Source organism: Neisseria sp. P0018.S001 (assembly GCF_051957355.1).
Lineage (GTDB): Bacteria > Pseudomonadota > Gammaproteobacteria > Burkholderiales > Neisseriaceae > Neisseria > Neisseria subflava_A.
The window spans coordinates 1-25,312 of the sequence record NZ_JBQCWN010000018.1; the positions used below are offsets into that span (position 1 = coordinate 1).

Consider the following 25,312-nt stretch of genomic DNA (forward strand, 5'->3'; position numbering starts at 1 on the left):
TCTTAATTCATTACCATGATCCATCAAAGTTTTATATCTATCAAATTGATTTTCATAGATCTCTTTGTTTCTCTCTAAAAACTCTTTTGATATGTGAATTTCTTCTACTTTGTAATTAAATTCATCTATTAGTATTGAGTTTAATATATTTGATAATGGCTTTAACCTACTACCTACAGCTCCAACTAATCCAATAACTAAAAACTCATTTTTTTCGTTTAGGGAATCTGGTTTCATTATTTATCCTCGCAATAATTTTGGAAAAATTTAATTATAAAGTATATTTGTAAGTTCCCCAATAGTAAGGAGTTGTATTTTCCGCCAAAACGGCGAATGTACCGACCGTTACGGCAAGCGCGGCAGCCAGCAAGCGTAGGTTGGGTTGATAAACCCAACACTTTTCAGGTAGCCCTCTTAAAGGCTACCTGAAAAAAATACATCGACAAGGCAAGCCGTAGCCTGCATTCCCACAAACCGTGTGCGTGGCTATGCCACACCCCCTACCTCTGCGGGCGATGCAAACCTTAAGATTGAGGTGTAGCAAGCCGTAGCCAGCACCCCTGTCAACCGCGTGCGTGGCTAGACCACACACCCTACCACTGCGGGCGACGCAAACCTTAAGATTGAGATGTAGGGTGTGTGCGGTACGCACGCACGCGGTTTTTGTTGCTACCGAATGATTCCAAACCATGCCGTAATCCAGTCAGCAGCAAACGCAGCTTGGGTCATGTACCAACAAAACTCAATATCAAAGGCCGTCTGAATTTCAGACGGCCTTTCTATTTTCATTTCAAGCTGATATTTAAGCTTTTTATTCAATCATCTAACAATCAATCTTTCTCAACCGTAAAAAACAGTTCTTCCTGTTTCAAAGCATTACCGTCTGCATCGGTTAATGCTGCTTCTGCTGCGGAAAACTTGATAACTGCAAGGCTTAGGCTGCCTTGCTCTGTGAGTGCAGTATTAAGAATAACGCCTGCTTCTTCCTCGCCGACTTTGATGGCAATACCGGCGGCTTCTAAAGAATCGCCGCTTAATACGGCCAGTCCGCGTTTGACTTGGCCTCGGTATTGTGCGCGGGCGATGATTTCTTGGCCAGGGTAGCAGCCTTTACGGAAATGGACTGCGCCGATGATGTGTTGGTTGAGCATTTGCGCAACGGCCGCTTCTTTGGTTGCGGCGCAAATCCACGGATAGCCGCTGCGGATTTCGTGCAGGTTCCACGCATTTTCGGCTCCTGCTTGATATTCTGCTGCGTTTTCGGCTGCTGAAATTTTCAGACGGCCTGTGTGCGGCAAGGTAATTTCTACGGTGTTTTCTTGAATTTGGGCCGGGAAAGACAGTTGCGGTTCGGTAGCAGGATGTGGTGCTGCATTGTCTGCCAACTCGCCGCTTACTGCCAAATCGGGCATCAGCTCGAAGACGACTTTTGCACGCAAGACAAACATTCTCAGGCGTTTGACGATGGCTTCGGTCAAATCTTGCGCCATGACCAGCAGCAAATCCTCTCCGCGATTGACGACCAACATATTCGCCAACACACGGCCCTTAGGCGTATTGTATGTGGCGTAACATGCCTGACCGGAAGCTAAATTATTAATATCGTTGGATAATTGGCCATGAAGAAATGATGCTCTGTCTTCACCACTGACGCGGACAACACCGAAAAAAGGCAGGCGGGTTTGCATAATCGACTCCTTAAATAGTAGATGCTGAATTATCGCCCAAATTGCCGCTTATTATCAAATAAATAAATTCAGGCCGTCTGAATGTTTCAGACGGCCTGTTGTTTGGGTTCAAACAATCAAAATTATTTGATGCTGACTTTGCGGATAATCACGGCTTCGGTTGGAACGTCTTGGTGGAAGCCGCGTGTCGCTGTTTTTACTTTGCTGATTTTGCGGACGACGTCCATGCCGGAAGTAACTTTACCGAAAACGGCATAGCCGTAGCCTTGAGGAGTTTTGCTTTTGAAATTCAAAAAGTCGTTGTCGGCTGTATTGATAAAGAACTGGCTGGTTGCTGAATTCGGATCGCCGGTACGCGCCATGGCGATGGTGCCGACGTTATTTTTCAAGCCGTTGTATGCTTCATTGGTGATGGCTTTATCAGTGGATTTTTGAACCATTTTCTCGGTAAATCCGCCGCCTTGAATCATAAAATTGTCGATAACGCGGTGGAAAATCGTGTTGTCGTAAAAACCTTTTTTGGCGTAATTGACAAAGTTTGCCACGGTTTTTGGCGCTTTGACTTCATCCAGCTCCAGTTGGATGTTGCCCATATTGGTTTCAATCACGGCATGGGTAACCGCTTGAGCTTGCACGGAAAGTGAGAGTGCGAGGGCGCACAGGGTCAGTTTGATGGATTTTTTCATATGTCTTCTCGAATGATGTATTGTGAAAATGGAATATTAACCTTGTTTCGCGTGAAATCCATAAAAAACATGTAAGATTTTTCAAGCGAAAAACATAAGGCAATCAAATCAGGCCGTCTGAAAAGGGATAAAACAAATTCTTGCTCTTTATCATTCCCTTTCAGACGGCCTGCTATTACGGTCAAACCGAAATCAGATTAGAAATCCAATTCCGCTTTCAGCCAATAAGTGCGCGGCATACCGACAACTGCGAAGCTGCGGTCGTATTGGCCGCGCTGTACCTGCCAGTAGTTTTTGTTGAACAGGTTTTCTACCGAGCTGCTGACGGTCAAAGTATTTTTGCCCAGCTTGGTTTTGTAGCGCGCGCCTACGTCAACCAAAGTGTAGGAAGGCAGTTTATATTGGCGTTCCGTATCTTGGAAAGACTTGCCGTAGTATTGGATATTGCTTTTCAAAGTCAGACCTTGGACAAATGGCGTATCCCATTCGATACCTGCTTTGGCAATAACACGCGGGCTAGCAACCTGATTACCATTTGTTAAAGTATTATTGTAACGCGGATAATCCTTCAACTGCGCTTTCAGATACATAATACCAAAGCTCGGACGAAGGGTTTTGTTCATCAGGTTGGCATACGTATTAAACTCAACACCACGGTTGATTTCTTTACCATGCTGCTCTTGCGTGTTACGCCAATAACCCGGACGGACGATTTGGAAAGCGTTTAAGCTGGTTACGACATCGCCCCAGTTTTTACGCACCCCCATTTCAATCTGCTTGCTGACACGCGGTTTGGACATTTCTCCAGTATCCTCGTTAGTCGCACCCGGTTCCAAATCTTGCATATAGTTTCCATACACTACCATACCGGTATTAGGCACCCAAGCTGCTGCAAACATCGGGCTGAACCGTTTTTTGCTGAACTTCACAGTAGAAGAGCGGCGGCTTGCATCAGTTTTTGCATTGCCTGTCAAATTTGGATGAGCAGTTTGTTTGACCCATTGATAACGTCCGCCTAAGGTTAAACGGATAGTATTATCAGCAAAACCCAAAGTATCGGATATTGCAAGGCTGGGGGTCTCATAAGTCGTATGCTCTGTACCTTGTATATTGGCAGGATTGTTGCGATGGGTAACAGGGAAAACAGGGTTGTAGATGTTGGTATCCAATGCATCGCCATTGCGCGTTCCCTGATCGTGGTCGCGGTGTCGCTTGATGTAATCGAATGAGGTCGCCCAATTGTGAACAACCGGACCGGTTTCAAATTCACCACGAGCTTTCAAATTACCACTGGTTGTGCGAGAAAGGAATTCAAATGGTTGTGCAGCCTGCGCCGTGTAATTACCCAAATTACCGCCATTTGCACGGTTTTTCATGAGAAGTTGTGTAAACGAACCTTTATACACAGACTCCATATAACCCAAACCACCACTAATCTGCATATTGTAGTCAGTATCGTATTCAAACGTCAGTGCGTTCGTGATAGTTTTAGTAGTTTGCTCCTGCCAAGACGGGACAAGTAGGGTTTTACCACTTGGTGCGGCAGGCATAGCAAAGTCAAGATTCTGCATTTCATGAATACGTGCACGACCACCCTCTGTATTACGATGGTTATACATCGAGTCGAAAGAGAGGCGTAATTTCTCACCACGATAATCTGTATTTAATGCAAATTCCTGATTATCTTCCTTATAGCCTTTACGTGCCGTTTCACCTTGACGGTATTTACCATTGAAACGGATACCAAATTGTTTGTTTTCACCAAAACGCTGACCGATATCGATTGCACCTTCGGTACGGTTTTTACTGAAAACCGCTAAACCGATTTTTCGGTTACCTTCATCGGATGCTTTTTTAGTTTCAATGTTGACAGAAGAACCTGCTGCGCCCTCAGGGTCCATGCCGACAGTGGAACTTGAAGCACCTTTAATCAACTGTGCTGAAGAAACGCCCGCAGTCGGGGTATGATAATAAGAATAAAGACCTGCCAAGCCATTGATACTAAACTGACGGGCATCAAGCTGTAAGCCACGGACATATACACCTTGAATAGTGTTGCTTTCACCACCGAACTGCATGGTAGAGGCATCGTTCTTGGCGATTGTATCTACTAATGTACGGGATGCGTTGTTTCCCAATACTTTTTCATCGTAATTGACGACTGTAATTGGTGCTGTAAAGGCATTTGCCTTGCCTAGCAGTCCTAAGTTCACACGGTCGCGTAAGTCGCCGTCACTGGCAATAGAATACGAGCGTGCGGCCTTCACGCGTTTAGCGTCGGCGCGGACATTGACTTCCTGCAACTGCTGTTGCACAGGGGTTTCGGGTGTCGCTTCATCGGCGGCATAAGAAAATGCGCTCATAATCAAAAGCGGCATCAGGGCTAATTTGCTGTTCATAAAATACCTTCTGGTTTGAAATATTAATAATTCTTATTTCTTATATCGAGTAAAAAATTACAAAGTAATTTGGTTTTGCGATTATATTTGATAAGATTTCTGCTTTCCACAAAAACAAATAAGAACCGTTTGTAAATACAAAAATACAACAGTTCAGAAAACTATTATTACAGTTACCATAGTCAAATAAATTTGCCGTCCTTTCAGACGGCCTTTACTTCCTTTCAGAGAACACCCCATGCAAAAATGGCAAATCGAGCTTTATTCCACGCCGTCTTGGCTGTTGCAGACCTTATTGATGGTCGCCGCAGCCTCGGCGGTCATTCTGTTTTTTGCACGCAATACACGCTTCGGGCGCGAGTTTAGCTATATCCTGCGCCTGTGCCTGACGCCGAAAAGTACCGTCAAAATTCTGCTGCTGATTACGGCAATGATTACGCTGCTGTTAACCGAAGTACGGCTGAATGTGTTGAGTACCTTTATGTCCAAAGGGCTTTACGACTCGATGCAGGATTTGAACGCCTCCGCGTTTTGGATGTTTGCAGCGATGAATGCAGGCGTGGTGTTGATACGGGCGTTTAACAACGTCGTCAACGACTTTCTCGATCAAGGTTTGTCGATTAAATGGTCGGAGCGGCTCAATGAAGTTTTGACTTCACGCTGGCTTACCGACAAAAACTACTACCGCCTGCAAATGCGCCGCCACGCGCCGGACAACATCGACCAGCGTATCCAACAGGACGCACAGGATTTCATCGCCTCGACCATAGAATTTGTGCGCGGCATGGTCAATTCGGTCGTTACCTCGCTCGAATTTGCCGTTGTTTTGTGGGGCTTGGCAGGCATCCTGACTGTGTTCGGCTTCGACATTCCGCACGGCATCGTTTGGTTTGTCTATATGTTTGTGATTTTGGCGACCTTTATCGCCATGTGGATAGGTAACCCGTTGATTCGTTACAACTATGAAAACGAAAAGCTCAACGGCGACTATCGTTATTCCCTCATCCGCGTGCGCGACCACGCCGAAAGTGTAGCGTTTTACAGTGGCGAAAAACACGAACACGACCAGCTTTCCGACCGCTTTAAAGCCATTATCCGCAACCGTTGGCGCATTGCGCGACAAAGCGTTTGCCTGAGCGGCTTCAACGATATGTTCACCAACGGCATCAAACTCTTCCCCATTATTTTGCAAGCTCCGCGCCTGTTTGCCGGACAAATCAAAATCGGCGACATCCAGCAGACCGTCCAGGCCTTCGCACGACTGCAAAACGCGCTGTCTTTCTTCCGGATGTTCTACAACAAATTCACCGCCTACCGCGCCCGATTGGAGCGTCTGTACGGCTTTTTGCTGAGTACGGAAGAAAAACACACGGCAAGACAACCCGACCTTACCGAAGTTTCAGACGGCCTGATCTTGGAAAACGTTGCCCTATACCGCCACAACGGCGAAGTTTTATTAGACGGTATCAATATCAACCTCAAAAACGGCAACTCCCTGCTGATACGCGGCCCGAGCGGTTGCGGCAAAACTTCGTTGCTGCGCGCGCTGGCTGGGCTTTGGCCTTTCGGCAGCAGCGGTAAAGTCAGCCATCCGCCTCATCAAGACATCCTCTTCCTGCCGCAACGCCCGTACACGGCGCAAGGCAGCCTGCGCGACGCGATTTGTTATCCCGACATCGACAAGCAGCATCCCGAACTAGCCGACGCCATGAATACCTGCCGCTTAGGTTATCTCGTTGATAAATTGGATAAACCAGACGACTGGCAACACAAACTTTCCCCGGGTGAACTACAACGCGTCGCCTTCGTCCGCGCCCTGCTCTCGCAGCCCAAAGTCATCCTGCTTGACGAAGCTACCGCCGCTTTGGACGAACCGACCGAAGCCATGCTCTACCGCGCCTTAAAGCAAAAACTGCCCGATAGCATCATCATCAGTATCGGCCACCGCAGCACGCTCAACGAATTCCATGATTTATGCCTCGATGTCGGTCATGTACAATGCTGAATTAATGGCATACCAAAGGCCGTCTGAAACAGTGAAAAACGAAATCAAACGATTTTGTCCTCGCCGTTTCAGACGGCCTTTTCAAACGCCATGGCATGTTTATTTGCTATACTCTGCATTGTGTTAACGTCGTCTAAAAAATATTTATGAAAACCCTAGCCCTTATTCCACATTACAACCACCCGACCACTATCAGCCACGTTGCCCAAACCATGCGCGGCTTCGGTTTAAACGTTTTAATTGTGGACGACGGTTCACGCGAAGAATGCAAACCTGTATTGCAGGCTTTGGTTTCAGACGGCATTGATGTCCTTTACCGTCCCATCAACGGCGGCAAAGGCGCAGCGGTCAAAACTGGCTTGGAATACGCTCAAGAACATGGCTATACCCACGTCTTGCAGGTTGATGCAGACGGTCAACACTGCTTGAGCGACACGCCCAAACTCCTCGCCGCAGCAGAACAAAATCCCGAAGCCGTTGTTTGCAGCTGGCCGCAATACGGCGATGACGCGCCCAAAGCACGGCTTTACGGACGAAAAATTACCGACTTCTGGAATATGCTGCACACTTGGTCATGCGACATCAAAGACGGCATGTGCGGCTTCCGCCTCTATCCGCTTGCACCCGCGCTATCCGTTGTCCGCGAAGAAACCGTAGGTGACCGCATGGACTTCGACACGGAAATCCTTATCCGCCTGTACTGGCGCGACGTCAAGCCAGTTTGGATTAAAACGCCCGTCCAATACGCCGCAGACGGCGTGTCCCACTTCGATGCCTTTGCCGACAATGTCCGCATCAGTAAAATGCACACACGGCTGTTTTTCGGTATGTTGAAACACCGATTGGGTAAAGTTTTCGGAAAGGCCGTCTGAAACCATGACCGACAATAAACAAACCCATTGGGCGGCGCAACCCGAACGCGGCAGCCGCTTGTTTCTCGCTCTGACCACATTGATGGTGCGCTATCTGCCGGCTTTTTTCATGAGGCCGTGCATTTGGTTTGTGGTGCTGTATTTTTATGCGACTGCGCCCAAACCGCGCCGTCATATTTTACGCTATCAAACCCGTCTTCAGACGGCCTTTCCCCATACCGTCCTGCCGAAACACAGCGTATTCAAACAATTCATCGCATTTGGCGAAGCGGTTTGTGACCGTTTTGCCGTGTGGCAACGCAAAATCCGTTATGAAGATTTGGTGATTGAAGATCCGGACGACATCTATTCGCAAGTCAAGCGCAACGAACGCGGCCAGATTTTTGCCTGTTCGCACTTAGGCAATACCGAAGTTTGCCGTGCGCTGGTGGCGCACCATAAAAATTTCAGACTCAATGTATTGGTGCACAGCAAACACGCGCAGGCATTTAACGAGGCATTGCAAAAAGCCGGCGCAGATCATATCCGTCTGATTCAGGTAACAGATTTGGACACCACCCTGATGATGGAATTGAACCGCCGTATCGAAAACGGCGAATGGATTGCCATCGCGGCCGACCGTGTGCCTGTACGCGGCGAGAAAACCGCCGACATTAATTTCTTAGGCCACACTGCCCCTATGCCGCAAGGCGCATGGCTGTTGGCTTCGCTTTTAAAAACGGAGGTAAACACGTTGTTTTGCGTTAAACAAAACGGCCGCTATCATTTGAAACTGCGCCGCTTTACCGATACTTCCAGCTGGAAACGCGGCAACCGCGAGGCTGCCGTCAAAGACGCGATGCAGGGTTTTGCCGACATTCTGGCGCAAGAATGTGCGCAAAATCCGCTACAATGGTTCAATTTTTATGATTTTTGGGGCGAAGACGCCGTCTGAAACCATCACACTCACTCTTTTAAACCATGAAAAAACACATCTATTGCCAACACAGCTTTGAAACCGGAGTTCCTTTTTTTGACGTAGATGCCATGCACATCGTGTGGCACGGCAACTATGTCAAATACCTTGAAACCGCACGTTGTGCTTTTCTGTCTTCCATCTGTTATGACTACAACGAAATGGGACGGCAGGGGTACAGCTGGCCGATTGTGCAGATGAACCTCAAATATATCCGCCCTGCCCGTTTCGGCCAAAAAATCCGCGTTGATATGGACATTGTCGAGATCGAAAGCTGCCTGCGTATCGATTACACCATTTACGATGTTGAAACCAACGAAAAACTGACCCGCGCTTCGACTACCCAAGCCGCAGTATCGCTTTCAGACGGCCTGATGCAGTTTCAAACGCCGGACAGCTGGTTGGAAGCAGTAAAAAGACATCCGACTTTTAAGGCCGTCTGAAAAATTTAGCGATTAAACAACATATTGCCTGCTTATCAGTATTACCCTTTATAATTTTAAATTTCCGTTTTCAGACGGCCTTTATCCTCAAACCGCACACTTATGCTACTGAACCTCAACCGCTTTGCCTTTCCTGTTTTCTTAAAAGAAACCCGCCTGCTTACCGCCCTCGCCCTGCCTATGCTGTTGGCGCAAGTGGCGCAAGTGGGCATTGGTTTTGTCGATACGGTGATGGCCGGTGGCGCAGGTAAGGAAGATTTGGCCGCGGTGGCTTTGGGCAGCAGCGCGTTTTCCACGATTTACATTACCTTTATGGGCGTGATGGCGGCGTTGAACCCGATGATTGCCCAGCTGTACGGCGCAGGTAAAACCGAAGAAGTCGGCAAAACAGGAATGCAGGGCATTTGGTTTGGCTTATGTTTGGGTCTATTCGGCATGCTGTTGATGTGGACGATGATTACGCCGTTCCGTCATTGGCTGACATTGAACGATTATGTCGAAGACACGATGGCGCAATATATGTTCTTCACCAGTTTGGCAATGCCGGCTGCCATGATACACCGAGCCCTGCACGCCTATGCCTCCAGCTTGAACCGTCCGCGCGTAATTATGTTGGTCAGCTTCGCGGCATTTGTGTTGAATGTGCCGCTGAACTATGTGTTCGTTTACGGCAAATTCGGTATGCCTGCTTTAGGCGGCGCAGGTTGCGGCGTGGCAACGGCGGCGGTATTTTGGTTCAGCGCATTGGCTTTGTGGCTTTATATCGCCAAAGAAAAATTCTTCCATCCGTTTGGTTTGACGGCAAAAATCGGCAAACCTGATTTGGCGGCTTTCAAACAGATTTGGAAAATCGGCGCACCCATCGGCTTGTCTTATTTTTTAGAAGCCAGCGCGTTTTCGTTTATCGTCTTTTTGGTGGCGCCATTCGGCGAGGATTATGTCGCCGCCCAACAAGTTGTCATCAGCCTGTCGGGCATTTTGTATATGGTTCCGCAAAGTGTCGGCTCAGCAAGCACGGTACGCGTTGGCTTTTCGCTCGGACGACGCGATTTTTTTCGGGCGCGTTATATTTCAGGCGTTTCGCTGGTGTTAGGCTGGATGCTTGCCGCCTGCACCGCGCTGCTCTTGGTCATCTTTCGCTTTCAGTTGGCCGGTATGTACACCAACGATGCGGCAGTATTGGGCATTGCCGCGACCGTTTTATTTTTCGCCTCCCTATTCCAACTGGCAGACGCCACCCAATGTATCGCTTCATATGCGCTGCGCGGCTATAAAGTGACCAAAATGCCGATGTTCATCCATGCCGTGGCTTTTTGGGGCTGCGGCCTGTTGCCCGGCTACCTGCTTGCCTATCATGTCGATATGGGCATTTACGGCTTCTGGACCGCGCTGACCGCTTCACTAACGATTGCTGCCATCGCATTGGTATGGTGCCTGGAGCTTTGCAGTAAAGAGATGGTCAAATCACATAAGGCCGTCTGAAATTTCTTTCAGACGACCTCCATTGATATTTCATTTACGGCTTATTCACTCTTAAGGAAAAAAATGTTTTCAACTTCCATTATAGAAAAACTTGCTTACTATATTTATTGCTTGATTGACCCTAGAGATGGCAATATTTTCTATGTAGGTAAAGGCGTGGGCAATCGCGTTTTCCATCATGCCCTAGGTTCATTACAAGAAACAGAAACGCCAAGTGATAAAATTGCTTTGATTAGGGAAATACATAAAAGCGGAAACCAGCCCGTGTATTACATTCTGCGGCACAACATCCAAACAGACAAACAGGCTTTTGAATATGAAGCAATGGCAATAGACCTACTCTCCCTAGTCAAGCCGAGCCAGCAGCCGCTGACTAATATTCAAGGCGGCACGCATTCTTCTGAAGTAGGATTGATGAGCTTGTCCGAATTAAAACGAAAATATGATGCGCAAGAATTGAAAACTGATAAACCTATTGTTTTAATTACGATTAATAACGAATACGAGAAACTGAAAAAAGACATCAGATCAGGGAATATTCCTGAAGCCGATAGGCATAAGGAAATTTATGAGCGCACACGGAAATATTGGAAAATCGGAAGTAGGCGTGAAAAAGCAAAATATGCAGTTGCAGTCTATCGCGGCTGGACATTGGCAGTATATGAAATTGAAAGATGGATTTCTGCCGACGATATTATTCAAGGTCGTTGGATGTTTGAAGGCAAGCCGTTACCAAAAGAGTCCAATATTTATCAAGAAATCGTAGACAAGCTGACCTATTCTTCCCAAGAAAACTATAAAGCGCCCCAAAACCCCATTACCTATCGTAATTGTTAAATAGTAAGTTTTCAGACGACCTGAATCCACAAAATCACAAATCATCATGCAACCCATCCAATACCAAACCGACCTTACCCCTTACAACACTTTCGGCCTCAAAGCCCAAGCCCAAGCATTTGTTGCACTCAAACACGCCGACGAGTTGCGCGACATCGTCCGGCTGCCCGAGTTCAACCGAGATACTGTTTTATGGCTCGGCGGCGGCAGCAATATCCTTTTGATGGAAGACTACGCCGGTCTGGTTGTGCATATGGAAAACAAGGGAATACGCGAAATTGAGCGTTCAGACGGCCTGGTTTATATCGAAGCTCAAGCCGGGGAAATTTGGCATGATTTTGTTTTGCATACGGTTGGACTGGGTTTAAGCGGACTGGAAAACCTCAGCCTGATTCCGGGTACGGTCGGTGCGTCTCCGGTACAAAACATCGGCGCATACGGCGTTGAAGTCAAAGATGTTATCCATAGCGTCCGCTGCTTTGATTTGAATACGGAAACTTTTGTCGAGCTTTCCAATGCCGATTGCGATTTTGCTTATCGTGAAAGCCTGTTCAAACAGGAAGGCAAAGGCCGTTATATGATTGTTTCGGTTGTATTTGCATTAAAAGAGCATTTTGTGCCGAACTTGGGCTATGGCGATTTAGCGGCAGCGGTTGCCGAACTGAGCCAAGGCCGTGAGGCGACGGCCAAAGATGTTTCCGATGCAGTGTGTTCAATCCGCAACAGTAAACTGCCTAATCCTAACGTACTTGGTAATGTCGGAAGTTTCTTTAAAAACCCTGTTGTCAGCGCCGAAAAAGCTGCCGATTTATTGCAGCAATACCCCAATATGCCACGCTATCCGCAGCCTGACGGTTCGGTCAAACTCGCGGCCGGCTGGCTGATTGACCAATGCCGTCTGAAAGGCCATCAGATCGGCGGTGCGGCAGTGCATGACAGACAGGCTTTGGTTTTGGTGAATAAAAACAATGCGTCCGCTCAAGATGTCCACCAGCTGGCACAATATGTTTGTAATACAGTATTTACTCAATTTCAGGTAGAATTACACGCAGAACCCAACTGGCTGCCGACTTCATACAGCCTATAAAACAAAGGAGTGTATCCCATGCCGCGCATTGCTAAAGTCAACACTTACACACGAATCATCAATGCCAGCCTCGCCTTGTTCAACGAAGAAGGCGAGCGCAATATCAGCACCAACCATATTGCCGCCCACTTGGGCATCAGCCCGGGCAACCTCTACTACCATTTCCGCAACAAAGACGAAATCATCGTCCAATTGTTTAAGCGTTACAGCGATGCCCTGCTTGCCTACCTTAACGAAGCCGTATTGCCGTCTAATGTTGAAGACTCCATCAACTACATGGCCGGTATTTATGATGTGATGTGGGAATACCGTTTCCTTTTCAGCGATGTGAACACCCTGCTTGCCCGCAGTGCCGAATTATTGGGCGAACACAATACCTTTACCCAAGCCAAAGTGTCCCCGCTGTTGGTCAACCTGCTGACCCAGCTCAACGGGCTGAACATCATCAGCGCAGACCAAACCGCCATGAACGACCTCGCCGTCAATATGTGGATGGTAACAAAATACTGGTTCGACTTCGACAGCTCCCTGCGCGGTCGCGCCAAGTTGACCGAAGATTCCAAAGTACGGGGCATCAGCCGCACACTCAGCCTGTTGCGCCCTTACCTCCTACCGGAACACCGTGCCGAATTCGACCAAAAAATCGGCAGCAACCATTGATTTTTCCATACAAAGGCCGTCTGAAAACGTGGCTTTAACCAAGTTAAAGCTATTTTCAGACGGCCTGTTAATTTTCGGATGCTTTATTTATGCACCTTCCCGATATTTCCATTCTCGGCTTAGGCTATCTCGGCCTGCCGCTGGCACAAAAATGTTATGAGCAAGGCAGTCAGGTAGCCGCCGTCAAACGCAACCTGACCTCCGACGACATCAATCTGCCGATTGAACTCAACATCATCGATTTGAATCAAGATGATATTTTTCACAGTTCGGCATTGTGGCAAAACCATATCAACAAGCCGACATGGTTCTGCCTGCTTCCGCCTTCGTCATTAAACCATTACGCCGATACCCTGAAAAAATGGATTCAACTTGCCGAGCAGTCCAAGGTAAAACACATCATCTTTACCAGCAGCACCAGCGTGTATGGCAACCAAGCACGCATATGCGATGAAACCACGACGCCCGATCCGCAAACTGAATCCGCCTGTCAAATCCTTGCGGTTGAACAAGCCTTATTTGAAAGCGCCGTCCCCCATATCGACATACTGCGACTGGGCGGACTTTATTCTGCCGATCGTCATCCCGTTACCAAGCTGGTTCAAAAAACACGCATTCAAGGCGGCAATCAACCCGTCAATATTCTTCATAAGGATCTTGCCGTCCAAATCCTTTTTCAGACGGCCTGCCAAGCTGACGGCAAGCGTATCCGCAATATTGTCGAACCCCGCCACCCAAGCCGGGCCGAATTTTATGCTGCCGAAGCGGCCAAACTCGGCCTGCCGGCTCCTGATTTCATCGTTGATGACAAAAGCAACGGCAAAATTGTAAATACCGTTTGCGCAGACGGGCTAAGCCTGTAAAATTGCGACTCAACCCATTAATCCGTTTCAGACGGCATTCAGAGTAAACCATGTCCGCCCTTTTTCCTCTTATCAACCACCTGATACAGCAAAATCCAGAGCAACAACGCGAGCTGTCTGAATTTGCAGACAGCATCATCTGCATCAGCCTGACCGGTTTCAGACTGACCGGACGCATCAGCGAACAAGGTTTTCTTGAAACCGCAAACGAAACCGCCGACACCAACATCACATTCCACAACAGCGCCATCCAAAAAATCCTCCAAGGCGGTCAGCCAGGCGTGGGCGACATCAGCCTCGAAGGCGACTTGGTATTGGGCATGTCCGTCCTTCCTATTTTGGGTGGACTGCGCTATTATCCAAGCGAAGATTTGGCGCGTGTATTCGGTCATGTGGCCGCAGAAAACATCAGCTCGCGTGCCGGCGACATCGGCCGCACCATGAAAAAAATCGGCAAAAGCATTGCCGAACAAATCGGCGACTTTTCACGCGAACCCGAATCCCCTGTTATCGACCAAGCCACGCTTGCCGCATGGTTGGAAGAAGTGGACAAACTGCGTGACGACGTTGCCCGCCTAAACGAACGCCTCGACCGTCTCGAGCGCGATATCTGGATAGATTAGACACTTAATTTCAGACGGCCTACTACCATGAAAAGCCCATTTAAAAACATCGGTATCGTTACACGTCCCAATACGCCCGAAATTCAAGATACCGTCCACACATTGGTTTCTTTTCTGCGCGAAAACGGCTTCACCATCTATCTGGATGAATTGAGCGTAGAAGAACACTGCGTCTATATCCAAGATTCCGCCTACTGCGAAACCGTAAACAAAGCCCAGCTGGGCAAATACTGCGACCTCGTCGTTGTACTCGGCGGCGACGGCACCTTCCTCTCCGCCGCCCGTGAAGTAGCCCCTCGCGCCGTCCCCATCATCGGTATCAATCAAGGCCACTTGGGCTTCCTCACCCAAATCTCACGCGACACCATGGTTGAGGGCATCCGCCCCGTACTGGAAGGAAAATATCTGCCTGAAGAACGCATCCTTATCGAAGCCAGCATCATTCGTGACGGTGAAACCATCGAACGCGCCCTCGCCCTCAACGATACCGTACTGTCTCGTGGCGGCGCAGGCCAAATGATTGAATTTGAAGTCTTTATCAATCAAGAATTTGTCTATACCCAACGTTCGGACGGCCTGATTATTTCCACACCGACAGGTTCGACCGCCTACGCACTTGCCGCCGGCGGCCCCATCATGCAGGCCGGTCTGCACGCCTTCACGCTTGTGCCTATCTGCCCGCAATCCATGACCAACCGTCCGATTGCCATCCCCGACACCAGCGTGATTGAAATTCTCATTACCAAAAGCGGCGACGCACGCGCACATTTTGACGGACAATCCCATATCGACGTACAAAACTTCGACCGCATCATCATCCGCCGCTATCACAATCCCTTGCGCGTGCTCCATCCTACCGATTACCAATACTTCAAAACCCTGCGCCAAAAGCTGCATTGGGGCGAACAATTGATTTAAACAACTTCCATAAACAGGCTTACCATGAAAACCATTTCAAAAACCTTAATCATTGCACTGTGTGCCCTTTCCTCCCTATCCGTCTCCGCGCACGGCATGCACAAAAGCAAACCCTTGTCCTTTGAAGAATTGCCGAAAATCTGCCAGCAATACTTTACCCGAGCGGATGCGTGTTACCAAAAAGCAGGTGATAAAGCATCGTTCCAACGCGACAACACAAAATACCTGCGCCAAATCCTGCCTGCCGCCGACGTAGGCCAACGTGAACGCATGTGCCAAATTGCCATGGATACATTCGCCGAAAAAACAAAAAACTTGAGCTGCGAATAAAGACTTCTGTCTTAGCTCTAGCAATTTCTGATTTCATAAAAAGGCCGTCTGAAACATTGGATTGTTTCAGACGGCCTGATTACAAGGTTCTTACCTATTAAGAAGAAACCACAAAATCCACTGTATGCGCTTCACTGTAACCAGGGATTTCCAGCTTTTCTATCATGCGGTGCAACACATCATTCGGAACAGAATGTTCGCGGTTACGGTTTTGCGATAGTAATTGCGTGTAAGGAACTTCCAAATAAATGAGATGCACGCGTGCGCCGTAATCGGCAAACATCGGCAGCCATTTGCTGCGCAGGTCGCGGTTAAGATTGGTCGCATTAAAGACAAATGACGTACGGGCTCGCAGGTATTCTTTTGCCTGCTCTTTACCCAAACGCACTGCTTCGGCGGTATGTTTGGAATCTGCAGGATTGAGTTTGCGCTCACGGCGAATCTCATCCAGCGACAGCATAGGCAGATGGGCAAGATGTTGCCTGATGTAACTGTCTTTGCCGCTACCTGCTATGGCGCACATGGCGTACACATCAAAGGTCTGATCATCAAATGGCTGATAATCCGGCATTTCGCTACGGCCGTTAAGATAGAGATAGCGTCCGTAGTCGCTAGCAAAAGTACGTGCCTCACCCCAACAAGCATTTTCTTCACAGAGTTCACGAAATAAATCAATGCGCAGCAAAATATCCTGTTGATCGCAACATATACGACCCAGTACATCAGCTTTAGCAAGCATGGCAAGATGCGCAGTATTGACCTGCAAACTGGCCGCTATGACAGCTCGCTCAGGATTAGGCTTGTTAATCGCCCATAAGGGCAATCCGTGCAAGCGCACGAGTTTGGCGATTGCTTCTCTTACAGCAAACGGAGCGGCAAGTTCGGTATACAGTAAAGTACGGGCGGTATGCTCGCCTTTTTTTGCGTGATGCGGCGAAACGATACGCTCTTTGCCGTTTTCTATTTCACGCTTAGTCGTACTGCGTTTTTCCACATCATGCAGCATGGCGGCAGCAAACAGAATATGCTGCTCCTGTTCATCAAACGCTTGAAACTCGGGCAGTTGTAAAAGGGCTTCGCACACCATTTTGGTATGCGTAAATACATCGCCTTCGGCATGCCACTCAGGGTCTTGCGGAACATCCTTCATATCGGCAAACCAGCTGAAACGACGTTCTAAGGCTTGCCAATCAGGAAGTTGACCGGGTATGTAATCTGGGAATGTCCACATAATTGTCTTTCTTATTATTGGATAATTGGACTTCAGGCCGTCTGAAACTGCCAGCTTTGCCAATGGTATTTGTCGTAATCGATAAGACGGGCAGGCTTCCAAGTTTTCGTCCAATGAACGTCGGTTTTAACGTGTTTGGCTCGCACCAATTTGAAAAGATTATCAAATTCATTGAATTGAACAGGCAGGTTGCCGTTGTTGGTGGCAAAATCAGCGGCGTTCCGGATAACGAAACCTTCACTGCATGCCGCTCCTGTTTTCGGATCGTAGCCGCCAAGCTTACCGGCAGTTTTTACGCTGTCTGTCCACGGCTCTCCCAAATTAGCGGCAAGCCATTGCGCTAAAGCAATATCTTCATTGGCGTATTTTTGAGTGAAATCTGCAAGAGGCTGGACAATGGGTATTTCTGGCACAGTCGGAAAATCAAACAGCTGCGCATAAAATTTAACCTCTTCCCATGAAAGCCAATGTCCGCCACGGCGGACTGCAAACAGGTAAAAATAGCTTTCCAGTTGCGAATAGGCAATCGAATGAATGCCATACATATTCTCGCCAAAAAGTTCAAGATCGCCTAAATCATCTTTGATTTGCTGCCATCGTTGCAGCAAAGGTTTATCCCACGGATGCTGGGTAGGCGCAGCATGACTACGGGCATAGAAGCCGTGTGCGGCAAAGCAGTTGTTTTGCCCATCTAATTTTTCGGTTAAAACCAATTTCGGCAGTGAGGCAAAATATGAAAGAAAGCCGCGCGGCATAAAACGGTCGTCAGAGGTGGTACCAAGGCTGATGGGAGCGTGCAGGCTGCGGGCGTATTTTTGAGGTTCGGTTGTCGTCATAATATTTTTTCCTTTTTATTTATTTTTTAATTTTCTTTTCAAGTGTTCCCAGCTACTTGTTACATTTTCCCCACCATATTTCCTTGTTTGGAAACCAAAAGTTGGTCGATTTTCAAATTTTCAGTATCGATGATTTCAAACTTATAACCGGCATAAACCAGAAAATCCGTACGCTTCGGGATTTTGCGCAGGGAATACATCATAAAGCCAGCGATGGTTTCATAATTTTCCGAATTGGGAAACTCTTCAATATCCAGCGCGCGCATGACATCGGTAAGCGGCGTGGCGCCATCTACCAACCATGTATCTTCGGTACGGCGGATGATTTGCGGCTCTTCTTCGGTATTGACCAGCTCGCCCATAACAATGCTCATCACATCTTTCAGCGTTACCACCCCAACCACCAGCGCGTATTCGTTCACTACTACGGCGAAGTCTTCACCGGAAGTTTTGAAGGTCTCCAATACATCATAAAGCGACAGCGTATCGGGGATAAACAAGGCTTTGCGCAACACGCGCTTATCGGTCAGGCGGACGTCTTTTTCTTTTAAAAACAAAGTCAGCAGCGTGTGCGATTCGATATAGCCGATAACGCGTTCCAAATCGCCGTCGCACACGAGGAATTTATTGTGCGGTTTGTCCGACATTATTTCCAATACGGTATCGCTGTCATCGTGTTTATCGAAATAGGCGATGTATTCGCGCGTGCTCATGGTGGAAGTGACCGTACGCTCCTGCATATCGAAAATGTTTTCAATCAGATAGTGTTCTTGTTCTTTCAATACACCAGCCTGCGCGCCTGCATCAACGACGGCATAAATATCTTCCGAGGTCAGCTGCTCCTGACGGACGGTTGAGATTTTGAAAAGTTTGAATATTGCGTTTGCCAATCCGTCAAAAACCCAAACAAGGGGCTTTAAGATAAAAATCAAAAACATCATTGGACGGACAATGCGTACCGCCACCGCTTCGGGATGGGTCATTGCCATGCGCTTGGGCATCAGGTCGGCAATTAAAATAAAGCTGCCTGTAACCAGCGAGAAAGTTAGTAAAGAGGCAACTGTGCTGCCCCAACTGCCTGCGTTCTCCAAAAGTTTGCCAAAATAGGGACGTATTGCCGCCTCGCCGACAATACCGGCAAGAATGGCGACGGCGTTCAAACCGATTTGGACAACGGTAATAAAACTGCCCGGCTGTTGCTGCATATTGATTACGTCAAGCGCGCGCGTATCGCCGCCGTCTTTCGCCATGACCTGCAATTTGATTTTGCGTGCCGAAGCCAGCGCAAGTTCGGAACAGGATACAAACGCGCTAATGACAATCAGCAGGCACAATAATAGTAAGGCTTCAAAAATATTCATGAAAAAGTGTGTGTATGGTATAGGTTAAAAATATTCAAACAGCAAAGGCCATCTGAAAAATTCAATTTGATTTTAGATTTGCGTTTTATTTGTCAGTGATGCGTGAAGTAAATGATGTTTTGGAATAAATTTTACTTAGAAGTAAGTCATATTTTTTTCAGATAATCTTGAGGAAAACCTCATTATCTAGACAGATAAGGCACGACACTTTCCTTCAATATTTCTATCAACTCTTCATCCATGTATCTGTAATCATCAGGAATATCTAAAACAATCATTTCCTTATATTGCAAAGCACGGGGAAACTGTGCCAGCAGACGGCTCTTATGTTTTTGTTCCATCACGAAAATCTTATCCGCCCATGCAATATCATCTATGGAAACAGTATGCCGCGCATTGGGGCTGGTCCCTGCAGAACGTGCCTGTACATTTGGATAACGTCGAAATACGGTTTCAGCGGTAGGACTGCGCCATTGGTTACGACTACAAATAAAAAGTGCATTCATAAAAATTAAAAAAGGCGGAAAGTATCCGCCTTGTGAAAACCATCTCGATTGAATCGAAAATGTATCTTTTGAGTTAATCAAACCATTCAGCATCAAATTCATGCTGTCTGAACGGATAAATAAAACCCAGTTTTTGTGCACGTTTGATTTTATTGCTGCGGAGATACATCAAATCCCACTTTTTTTCGGGTTTATATTTCAAAGGATTTTTGCCATGTACACGATGACTAGGGCGTTGCTCTTGATGTCGTCGCCATGCACGGCTACGACCTTGATCTAAACTGTCCATTATCTGCTTTCTAATTTTGTTTCGGAAATCGGGTTCAGCAGCCGCGATTTTTTATGTATTCGATTATTCGGCAAGAAAATAGGATGACAAAATTATAGCGAAATTAAAGATATAATGCCAATATTAAACAATTTATCACGCTCAAAATAGCCAAAGGCCGTCTGAAACTTGAGACACATTTACTGTTTTAATCATCCAGCGCATCTTCATCCAAGGATTTCAACCATTTCAGCTTTTCGCCAATTTTGATTTCCAGTCCGCGCGGAACGGGTTGATAGAAATCGGGTTCGTCCAAGCCGTCGGGCATATAGCTTTCGCCGGCGGCGTAGGCGTTAGGTTCATCATGGGCATAGCGGTATTCGCGTCCGTAGCCCAATTCTTTCATCAACTTGGTCGGGGCGTTGCGCAGATGGACAGGCACTTCGTCGCTAGCATTTTCTTTGACAAAACGGCGCATTTGGTTGTATGCCTTGTAGCCCGCGTTGGATTTCGCGGCGGCAGCAAGGTATAACACGGCTTGCGCCAGTGCGAGTTCCCCTTCTGGCGAGCCTAAGCGCTCATAAGTAGTGGCGGCATCATTGGCAATCGTTAAGGCACGCGGATCGGCCAAGCCGATGTCTTCCCATGCCATGCGGACAATGCGGCGGGCAAGATAGCGCGGGTCGGTACCGCCGTCGAGCATACGGCAGAACCAATACAATGCCGCATTGGGATGCGAACCGCGTACGGATTTGTGCAGCGCAGAAATTTGGTTGTAGAAACTCTCACCGCCCTTATCAAAACGGCGGATTTGCGCACCCAAGCTGTCGGCGAGAAATTCGGCGGTTAAGGTTTTCAGACGGCGTGTATCGGCAGCGCGTAAAAGTTGCTCGATCAAGTTCAACAATCTGCGTGCATCGCCATCGGCAGCATTCACGAGCAATTCTTGCGCATCCACTTCAATCGTAAACTCTTGGTATTCAGGCAAAGCCAATACTTTGGCGATCAGCTTCTTCAGGTCGTCTGAAGACAAGGATTGCAAGACATAAACCTGCGCCCTACTGAGTAATGCCGGATTGACTTCAAATGACGGGTTTTCCGTTGTAGCGCCGATAAAGGTTAACAAGCCGCTTTCGACATAAGGCAAAAATGCATCTTGCTGCACTTTGTTAAAACGGTGTACCTCGTCAACAAACAAAATCGTCGCGCGCCCTTGCTGCAAGGCAATTTCAGCTTGCTCGATTGCCTCGCGTATGTCTTTTACGCCTGAAAATACGGCAGAAACAGGCAGAAACTGAGCATTGAAACTCTGCGCCAAAATCCGTGCCAGCGTGGTTTTTCCTACACCCGGCGGCCCCCACAGCAACATAGAATGCGGCTTTCCACCCTCAACTGCCACGCGCAGCGGCTTGCCTTCGCCGATTAAATGCTGCTGCCCGATAACGTCATCAAGCATATGCGGGCGCAGGCATTCGGCAAGCGGCGCCTCGGGTTGGCGGGTAAAGAGGTCAGACATGGCAGTTTCCGTGAAAGAGGTTTTTCAGACGACGTGGATTATAGCAGGTCGTCTGAAAGGAGGATTAACGCTCTTTGGGCATAATATCAATATAGTTTTTATTCAAAATTTGCAGGAATTTCCCACTGATAACGATACATTCTGTTGCTAATTTTGCGGCTTCCTTTTTTCCTTTGTTGTTTTCAGCAGTCGGTGGGCAGAAAACTTTGGTGTCACCTAAGTTCCAAGCCATATAGCCGTATAGGGCGTTGTTGCGTTGTTCGGGGATTGAAGAACAGGTAATACCTTTTTTTTCTTTTTCTTTTTCTGAAAGAGCAGAACATTTAAATTTTTGTTTTAATTTAAATAAATCATTCTTATCGAGCCCGTTGATTTCTTGAGTTCCGTTGTTATGCTGGAAATTATTGTGCAATAAGTACCATGAAGAATTTTTAGGAATTTCCACAAATCGAACAGGATAAAGTATATGTATTGCAGAGTTATTAGAATAAAAAAGCAAAAGTAAAAATGACAAAAAAGAAAGAAAAATAGGAAGCGTATAAACAGAGATATTTTTTCCTTTGATACTATTGCTTTTATTTATTTCATCTGCTACGAATTTGATATTTAGGAATATAAAAAAGCTTAAGCAATATAAGTACATGTATTGTGTTAATCCATTAGGTATCCAATCATATGCTAAGATTATGAAAATGAAAGGGTAAAAAAACATTGTAAATGATATAAAAAGCAAGATTAACAGTACAAATAGGGTGAGTTTGATAGTACTCAGAAATGAAATTACTCTTTCTTTAGTATAGTTGTAATCTGCTAATGAGCCTAGTATAAGAATGAGCGGGGTTGTCGTTACAGTTATGAAGATTAAACAAGTAAAATAAAATATAGTATATAAAATTTGGAAAAAATAAATTTTAATAAATTTGATAAGCTTTAGAATTATATTTTGCTTTTTATTGTCAAAACAGTTATTTGATGGTAGTATATATTTTAAAAATTTAAAAAAAATATAGATATTTTCCTGTAGTAGGTAAAAAATACAGGGTATTGTCAATGTAAGTATAGAAAGAGCATGAATTGGTAAGTTGTCTTTATTTCCAAAGTATTCCATAATTATAAGTAATGTAATTAGAATAGGGAAGCTTGAAGCTAAGGCGTATAAAGGTAAATTTAGTTTTTTTAGCTTCTTCCCTTTTTTTTCATATTCGCTAGACATGTTTAGTAGAAAATAAGGGGATACAAAAGGAAAAATGAAAACTATAAGAATTAGAGCAAAAACAAATAAACTAGTAGTTAAACTGGAAGAAGAAGTCATGGCATCAGGAAAGATGCTAGATTGTTCAATGAAATCTAAATAGCGATGAGTTAAAAAGCTTCCAAGTATTAATCCAAGCGCAGCCAAAGCTGCAAAAAATTTACCAATTATTTCTAAATAGTCGATAAATCTTGCTTTTTCCTTCTCTTCTGAAGATTTTAGAAGTAATAGTGATCTAAGTTGTTTCTGTTTGTTTTTCTTAAAATGATTCATGTCTAAAAATGCCCCATTTTTAAATAAATATCGAAATTATACCCGACTTTCCCCAATCCCCCATCTCACACTGCTTACGGTATAATACGCGTTTGTTTAAAGACTTTGCGGGGCGTTTCAGACGACCTTGCGGCAAGGGATGGCTATGAATATAAAAAAGATTGTTGCCGTTGCTTCTGTGGCGGTGTTGTTAGGCGGTTGCGCTTATGATTCTGATTCGGCGTTCGGCGGTTTGGGCGGCGGTACGGGGATTGGCGGCAGCGTGGTGAAAATGGCGGTCGATCATCAATGCCGTTCGGAGTTGAACAAGCGCAATGAGTGGCGTTTGGTCGCGCTGACGATGAGTGCGGACAAACAGCGCGAGTGGGAAGATAAAATCTGCGGCTGCGCGAGCGAGGAGGCGCCGAATCAGGTGTCCGCGCAAGAGTTGATGGATGTTTTGAATCCTTCTTCGCGCGATCGGGCGATTGCGTCGGTAACGGTGAAAACCGTCAATGCTTGTTTCAAGCGTCTGTATAGATAATGTTTTTCAGACGACCTCTGTGTATTGGGGTTGTCTGAAAGTTTATAGTGGATTAAGGTCGAGATAGGGCAGCTTGCAGGATGGTTCGCAGGCGGATTTTCTGTTTTGACCGGCAATATTTTTGTTTTTATAGAGAAGAAATCATGAAATATATCAGCACCCGCGGTGCAACCGCACGCAAGCAATTCAGCGAAGTTTTATTGATGGGTTTGGCTCCTGACGGCGGTTTGATGCTGCCTGAGCAATACCCTCAGATCGACCGTGCTACCTTAGACCAATGGCGCACACTCAGCTATCCTGAGCTGGCGTTTGAAGTCATGAGCCTGTTTGCCACCGACATCCCTGCTGATGATTTACGCGACATCATCAACCGCACCTACACCGAAGAAGTATTCGGTACCAAAGCCATTACTCCGGTGCGTACACTTTCAGACGGCATCAAAATCCAAGCCCTCTCCAACGGCCCGACTTTGGCATTCAAAGACATGGCCATGCAATTCTTGGGCAATGCGTTTGAATATGTATTGAACAAAGAAGGCAAAGAACTCAATATCTTAGGCGCCACCAGCGGCGACACCGGCTCTGCCGCCGAATATGCCCTGCGCGGTAAAAAAGGGGTCAACGTCTTCATGCTGTCGCCGGAAGGCAAAATGAGCGCATTCCAACGCGCGCAAATGTTCAGCCTGCAAGATGCCAACATCCACAACATCGCTGTTGAAGGTATGTTTGACGACTGCCAAGACATCGTCAAAGCCGTACAAAACGATGCCGAATTCAAAGCCAAATACCACATCGGCACAGTCAACTCCATCAACTGGGGCCGCATTGTCGCCCAAGTCGTGTACTACTTTGCCGGTTATTTCAACGCCACTTCGAGCAATGACGAAAAAGTCAGCTTCTGCGTACCAAGCGGCAACTTCGGCAATGTCTGCGCCGGTCATATCGCCCGTCAAATGGGTCTGCCCATCCACCGCTTGATTGTCGCCACCAACGAAAACGACGTACTGGACGAATTTTTCAAAACCGGTGCATACCGTCCGCGCAATAGCGAACACACCCACGTTACTTCCAGCCCGTCCATGGATATTTCCAAAGCCTCCAACTTCGAGCGTTTTGTGTTTGACCTGATGGACCGCGATGCGGACGAAATCAAAACCTTATGGGCTGAAGTAGGCTCCGGCAAAGGTTTCAATTTGGAATTTGTGTTAAACAAAGTACATCAACAATATGGCTTTGTTTCCGGCAAATCAACCCATGCCAATCGCCTTGCCACCATCAAACAGGTTTACGAACAAGACCGTGAATTGATTGATCCTCATACTGCTGATGGCGTCAAAGTAGCGCGTGAAGTTCGCGAAGCCGGCGAAACCATTGTCTGCCTCGAAACCGCATTGGCTGCCAAATTTGAAGCCACCATCCATGAGGCTGTCGGCGAAGTTTCCATTCCCCGCCCTGCCGCATTGGAAGGCTTGGAAAATCTGCCGCAACGTGTCCGTGTTGTCCCTAATAACGCAACGACAGTAAAAGACATCATTAAGGAAGCTCTGGCTTAATCGGCTGTCTTTGACGACTGAAGAGGCCGTCTGAAACTTTTTTCAGACGGCCGCGACTGGTGTTTGAGAAGTGAGTAATGTTATTACCAATCCTACCGCATTACAGTTGTTCTCAATATAAAATCAAGGTGTTAAAACAATACCA

Annotated in this window: 25 protein-coding genes; 14 read left to right on the top strand and 11 right to left on the bottom strand. The window is 46.9% G+C overall.

The features are described 5' to 3' along the window. The 4 genes from ACTHTJ_RS09915 to ACTHTJ_RS09930 form a co-directional block, all read right to left on the bottom strand. A partial coding sequence (locus ACTHTJ_RS09915) for a hypothetical protein (RefSeq protein WP_440362662.1) occupies window positions 1–237 on the bottom strand: 237 nt, incomplete at its 3' end. A 593-nt stretch (window positions 238–830) separates the two neighbouring features. Further along, complete coding sequence (ygfZ, locus tag ACTHTJ_RS09920) at window positions 831–1,688, bottom strand: CAF17-like 4Fe-4S cluster assembly/insertion protein YgfZ (RefSeq protein ID WP_440360868.1); 858 nt, start codon at window positions 1,686–1,688, stop codon at window positions 831–833. A gap of 122 nt (window positions 1,689–1,810) precedes the next feature. Continuing rightward, window positions 1,811–2,374: a peptidylprolyl isomerase gene (locus ACTHTJ_RS09925; RefSeq protein ID WP_070585669.1), complete on the bottom strand. Its 564-nt coding sequence runs from the start codon at window positions 2,372–2,374 to the stop codon at window positions 1,811–1,813. A gap of 197 nt (window positions 2,375–2,571) precedes the next feature. Beyond that, window positions 2,572–4,773 (bottom strand): TonB-dependent receptor, encoded by a 2,202-nt coding sequence (locus ACTHTJ_RS09930; RefSeq protein WP_070585667.1) that lies wholly within the window; start codon window positions 4,771–4,773, stop codon window positions 2,572–2,574. Window positions 4,774–5,011: 238 nt separating this feature from the next. Between ACTHTJ_RS09930 and ACTHTJ_RS09935 the strand changes: the two genes are divergently transcribed. The 12 genes from ACTHTJ_RS09935 (at window position 5,012) to ACTHTJ_RS09990 (ending at window position 15,848) form a co-directional block, all read left to right on the top strand. Next, window positions 5,012–6,778, top strand: coding sequence for an ABC transporter ATP-binding protein/permease (locus tag ACTHTJ_RS09935; RefSeq protein WP_070585665.1), 1,767 nt, complete (start codon window positions 5,012–5,014; stop codon window positions 6,776–6,778). Between the two features lie 146 nt (window positions 6,779–6,924). Beyond that, a complete protein-coding gene (locus tag ACTHTJ_RS09940) occupies window positions 6,925–7,650 on the top strand; it encodes a glycosyltransferase family 2 protein (protein WP_070585662.1) in 726 nt (241 codons plus the stop codon). 4 nt (window positions 7,651–7,654) lie between these two features. Next, complete coding sequence (locus ACTHTJ_RS09945) at window positions 7,655–8,584, top strand: LpxL/LpxP family acyltransferase (protein ID WP_070585660.1); 930 nt, start codon at window positions 7,655–7,657, stop codon at window positions 8,582–8,584. Between the two features lie 26 nt (window positions 8,585–8,610). Next, on the top strand, window positions 8,611–9,048 hold the full coding sequence (locus ACTHTJ_RS09950; protein ID WP_440360869.1) for an acyl-CoA thioesterase: 438 nt from the start codon (window positions 8,611–8,613) through the stop codon (window positions 9,046–9,048). A 102-nt stretch (window positions 9,049–9,150) separates the two neighbouring features. Continuing rightward, a complete protein-coding gene (locus ACTHTJ_RS09955) occupies window positions 9,151–10,530 on the top strand; it encodes an MATE family efflux transporter (protein ID WP_070585657.1) in 1,380 nt (459 codons plus the stop codon). 63 nt (window positions 10,531–10,593) lie between these two features. Continuing rightward, window positions 10,594–11,367 (top strand): LEM-3-like GIY-YIG domain-containing protein, encoded by a 774-nt coding sequence (locus ACTHTJ_RS09960; protein ID WP_004519963.1) that lies wholly within the window; start codon window positions 10,594–10,596, stop codon window positions 11,365–11,367. A gap of 46 nt (window positions 11,368–11,413) precedes the next feature. Further along, complete coding sequence (gene murB / locus ACTHTJ_RS09965; RefSeq protein WP_070585655.1) at window positions 11,414–12,454, top strand: UDP-N-acetylmuramate dehydrogenase; 1,041 nt, start codon at window positions 11,414–11,416, stop codon at window positions 12,452–12,454. An 18-nt stretch (window positions 12,455–12,472) separates the two neighbouring features. Next, on the top strand, window positions 12,473–13,114 hold the full coding sequence (locus ACTHTJ_RS09970; RefSeq protein WP_070585653.1) for a TetR/AcrR family transcriptional regulator: 642 nt from the start codon (window positions 12,473–12,475) through the stop codon (window positions 13,112–13,114). Between the two features lie 89 nt (window positions 13,115–13,203). Then, the gene (locus ACTHTJ_RS09975; protein ID WP_070585650.1) at window positions 13,204–13,977 is read left to right on the top strand and encodes an NAD(P)-dependent oxidoreductase; all 774 of its coding nucleotides are present in this window, start codon (window positions 13,204–13,206) and stop codon (window positions 13,975–13,977) included. A gap of 50 nt (window positions 13,978–14,027) precedes the next feature. Further along, window positions 14,028–14,600, top strand: coding sequence for a ubiquinone biosynthesis accessory factor UbiJ (locus ACTHTJ_RS09980; RefSeq protein ID WP_070585647.1), 573 nt, complete (start codon window positions 14,028–14,030; stop codon window positions 14,598–14,600). A gap of 27 nt (window positions 14,601–14,627) precedes the next feature. After that, window positions 14,628–15,518 (top strand): NAD(+) kinase, encoded by an 891-nt coding sequence (locus ACTHTJ_RS09985; protein ID WP_003746351.1) that lies wholly within the window; start codon window positions 14,628–14,630, stop codon window positions 15,516–15,518. A 24-nt stretch (window positions 15,519–15,542) separates the two neighbouring features. After that, window positions 15,543–15,848 (top strand): hypothetical protein, encoded by a 306-nt coding sequence (locus ACTHTJ_RS09990; protein ID WP_070585645.1) that lies wholly within the window; start codon window positions 15,543–15,545, stop codon window positions 15,846–15,848. A 97-nt stretch (window positions 15,849–15,945) separates the two neighbouring features. On the opposite strand, the gene ACTHTJ_RS09995 is transcribed toward ACTHTJ_RS09990, so the two are convergent. The 7 genes from ACTHTJ_RS09995 to ACTHTJ_RS10025 form a co-directional block, all read right to left on the bottom strand. Continuing rightward, the gene (locus tag ACTHTJ_RS09995) at window positions 15,946–17,079 is read right to left on the bottom strand and encodes an AAA family ATPase (protein WP_070585642.1); all 1,134 of its coding nucleotides are present in this window, start codon (window positions 17,077–17,079) and stop codon (window positions 15,946–15,948) included. 32 nt (window positions 17,080–17,111) lie between these two features. Beyond that, the gene (locus tag ACTHTJ_RS10000; protein ID WP_231550754.1) at window positions 17,112–17,915 is read right to left on the bottom strand and encodes an RNA ligase family protein; all 804 of its coding nucleotides are present in this window, start codon (window positions 17,913–17,915) and stop codon (window positions 17,112–17,114) included. A 59-nt stretch (window positions 17,916–17,974) separates the two neighbouring features. Next, the gene (locus ACTHTJ_RS10005) at window positions 17,975–19,276 is read right to left on the bottom strand and encodes a hemolysin family protein (protein WP_036491169.1); all 1,302 of its coding nucleotides are present in this window, start codon (window positions 19,274–19,276) and stop codon (window positions 17,975–17,977) included. 182 nt (window positions 19,277–19,458) lie between these two features. Further along, window positions 19,459–19,884, bottom strand: coding sequence for a low molecular weight protein tyrosine phosphatase family protein (locus tag ACTHTJ_RS10010; RefSeq protein ID WP_231550755.1), 426 nt, complete (start codon window positions 19,882–19,884; stop codon window positions 19,459–19,461). After that, window positions 19,856–20,071 (bottom strand): hypothetical protein, encoded by a 216-nt coding sequence (locus ACTHTJ_RS10015; RefSeq protein ID WP_036491173.1) that lies wholly within the window; start codon window positions 20,069–20,071, stop codon window positions 19,856–19,858. The genes ACTHTJ_RS10010 and ACTHTJ_RS10015 overlap by 29 nt, the downstream gene beginning before the upstream one ends. Window positions 20,072–20,258: 187 nt before the next feature. Further along, window positions 20,259–21,566, bottom strand: a complete 1,308-nt coding sequence (locus ACTHTJ_RS10020; RefSeq protein WP_070585640.1) for a replication-associated recombination protein A — start codon at window positions 21,564–21,566, stop codon at window positions 20,259–20,261. A 64-nt stretch (window positions 21,567–21,630) separates the two neighbouring features. Beyond that, window positions 21,631–23,091: a hypothetical protein gene (locus ACTHTJ_RS10025; protein WP_440360870.1), complete on the bottom strand. Its 1,461-nt coding sequence runs from the start codon at window positions 23,089–23,091 to the stop codon at window positions 21,631–21,633. A 145-nt stretch (window positions 23,092–23,236) separates the two neighbouring features. On the opposite strand from ACTHTJ_RS10025, the gene ACTHTJ_RS10030 reads away from it, so the two are divergent. Further along, a complete protein-coding gene (locus tag ACTHTJ_RS10030) occupies window positions 23,237–23,614 on the top strand; it encodes a hypothetical protein (protein ID WP_070585636.1) in 378 nt (125 codons plus the stop codon). 143 nt (window positions 23,615–23,757) lie between these two features. Beyond that, entirely contained in the window at window positions 23,758–25,167 is a 1,410-nt protein-coding gene (thrC, locus tag ACTHTJ_RS10035) for a threonine synthase (protein WP_070585634.1), read from the top strand. The last annotated feature ends 145 nt before the right edge of the window (window positions 25,168–25,312 follow it).

Excerpts from the sequence above, each read along its gene's own strand:
- murB (WP_070585655.1), top strand. The coding sequence starts at position 11,414 with ATGCAACCCATCCAATACCAAACCGACCTTACCCCTTACAACACTTTC.
- ACTHTJ_RS09990 (WP_070585645.1), top strand. The coding sequence starts at position 15,543 with ATGAAAACCATTTCAAAAACCTTAATCATTGCACTGTGTGCCCTTTCC.
- ACTHTJ_RS09980 (WP_070585647.1), top strand. The coding sequence starts at position 14,028 with ATGTCCGCCCTTTTTCCTCTTATCAACCACCTGATACAGCAAAATCCA.
- ygfZ (WP_440360868.1), bottom strand. The coding sequence starts at position 1,688 with ATGCAAACCCGCCTGCCTTTTTTCGGTGTTGTCCGCGTCAGTGGTGAA.
- ACTHTJ_RS09975 (WP_070585650.1), top strand. The coding sequence starts at position 13,204 with ATGCACCTTCCCGATATTTCCATTCTCGGCTTAGGCTATCTCGGCCTG.
- ACTHTJ_RS09960 (WP_004519963.1), top strand. The coding sequence starts at position 10,594 with ATGTTTTCAACTTCCATTATAGAAAAACTTGCTTACTATATTTATTGC.
- ACTHTJ_RS09930 (WP_070585667.1), bottom strand. The coding sequence starts at position 4,773 with ATGAACAGCAAATTAGCCCTGATGCCGCTTTTGATTATGAGCGCATTT.
- ACTHTJ_RS09945 (WP_070585660.1), top strand. The coding sequence starts at position 7,655 with ATGACCGACAATAAACAAACCCATTGGGCGGCGCAACCCGAACGCGGC.
- ACTHTJ_RS09970 (WP_070585653.1), top strand. The coding sequence starts at position 12,473 with ATGCCGCGCATTGCTAAAGTCAACACTTACACACGAATCATCAATGCC.
- ACTHTJ_RS10005 (WP_036491169.1), bottom strand. The coding sequence starts at position 19,276 with ATGAATATTTTTGAAGCCTTACTATTATTGTGCCTGCTGATTGTCATT.
- ACTHTJ_RS10000 (WP_231550754.1), bottom strand. The coding sequence starts at position 17,915 with ATGACGACAACCGAACCTCAAAAATACGCCCGCAGCCTGCACGCTCCC.
- ACTHTJ_RS10020 (WP_070585640.1), bottom strand. The coding sequence starts at position 21,566 with ATGTCTGACCTCTTTACCCGCCAACCCGAGGCGCCGCTTGCCGAATGC.
- ACTHTJ_RS09940 (WP_070585662.1), top strand. The coding sequence starts at position 6,925 with ATGAAAACCCTAGCCCTTATTCCACATTACAACCACCCGACCACTATC.
- ACTHTJ_RS10015 (WP_036491173.1), bottom strand. The coding sequence starts at position 20,071 with ATGGACAGTTTAGATCAAGGTCGTAGCCGTGCATGGCGACGACATCAA.
- ACTHTJ_RS10025 (WP_440360870.1), bottom strand. The coding sequence starts at position 23,091 with ATGAATCATTTTAAGAAAAACAAACAGAAACAACTTAGATCACTATTA.
- thrC (WP_070585634.1), top strand. The coding sequence starts at position 23,758 with ATGAAATATATCAGCACCCGCGGTGCAACCGCACGCAAGCAATTCAGC.
- ACTHTJ_RS09950 (WP_440360869.1), top strand. The coding sequence starts at position 8,611 with ATGAAAAAACACATCTATTGCCAACACAGCTTTGAAACCGGAGTTCCT.
- ACTHTJ_RS09955 (WP_070585657.1), top strand. The coding sequence starts at position 9,151 with ATGCTACTGAACCTCAACCGCTTTGCCTTTCCTGTTTTCTTAAAAGAA.
- ACTHTJ_RS10030 (WP_070585636.1), top strand. The coding sequence starts at position 23,237 with ATGAATATAAAAAAGATTGTTGCCGTTGCTTCTGTGGCGGTGTTGTTA.
- ACTHTJ_RS09925 (WP_070585669.1), bottom strand. The coding sequence starts at position 2,374 with ATGAAAAAATCCATCAAACTGACCCTGTGCGCCCTCGCACTCTCACTT.
- ACTHTJ_RS09935 (WP_070585665.1), top strand. The coding sequence starts at position 5,012 with ATGCAAAAATGGCAAATCGAGCTTTATTCCACGCCGTCTTGGCTGTTG.
- ACTHTJ_RS09995 (WP_070585642.1), bottom strand. The coding sequence starts at position 17,079 with ATGTGGACATTCCCAGATTACATACCCGGTCAACTTCCTGATTGGCAA.
- ACTHTJ_RS09985 (WP_003746351.1), top strand. The coding sequence starts at position 14,628 with ATGAAAAGCCCATTTAAAAACATCGGTATCGTTACACGTCCCAATACG.
- ACTHTJ_RS10010 (WP_231550755.1), bottom strand. The coding sequence starts at position 19,884 with ATGAATTTGATGCTGAATGGTTTGATTAACTCAAAAGATACATTTTCG.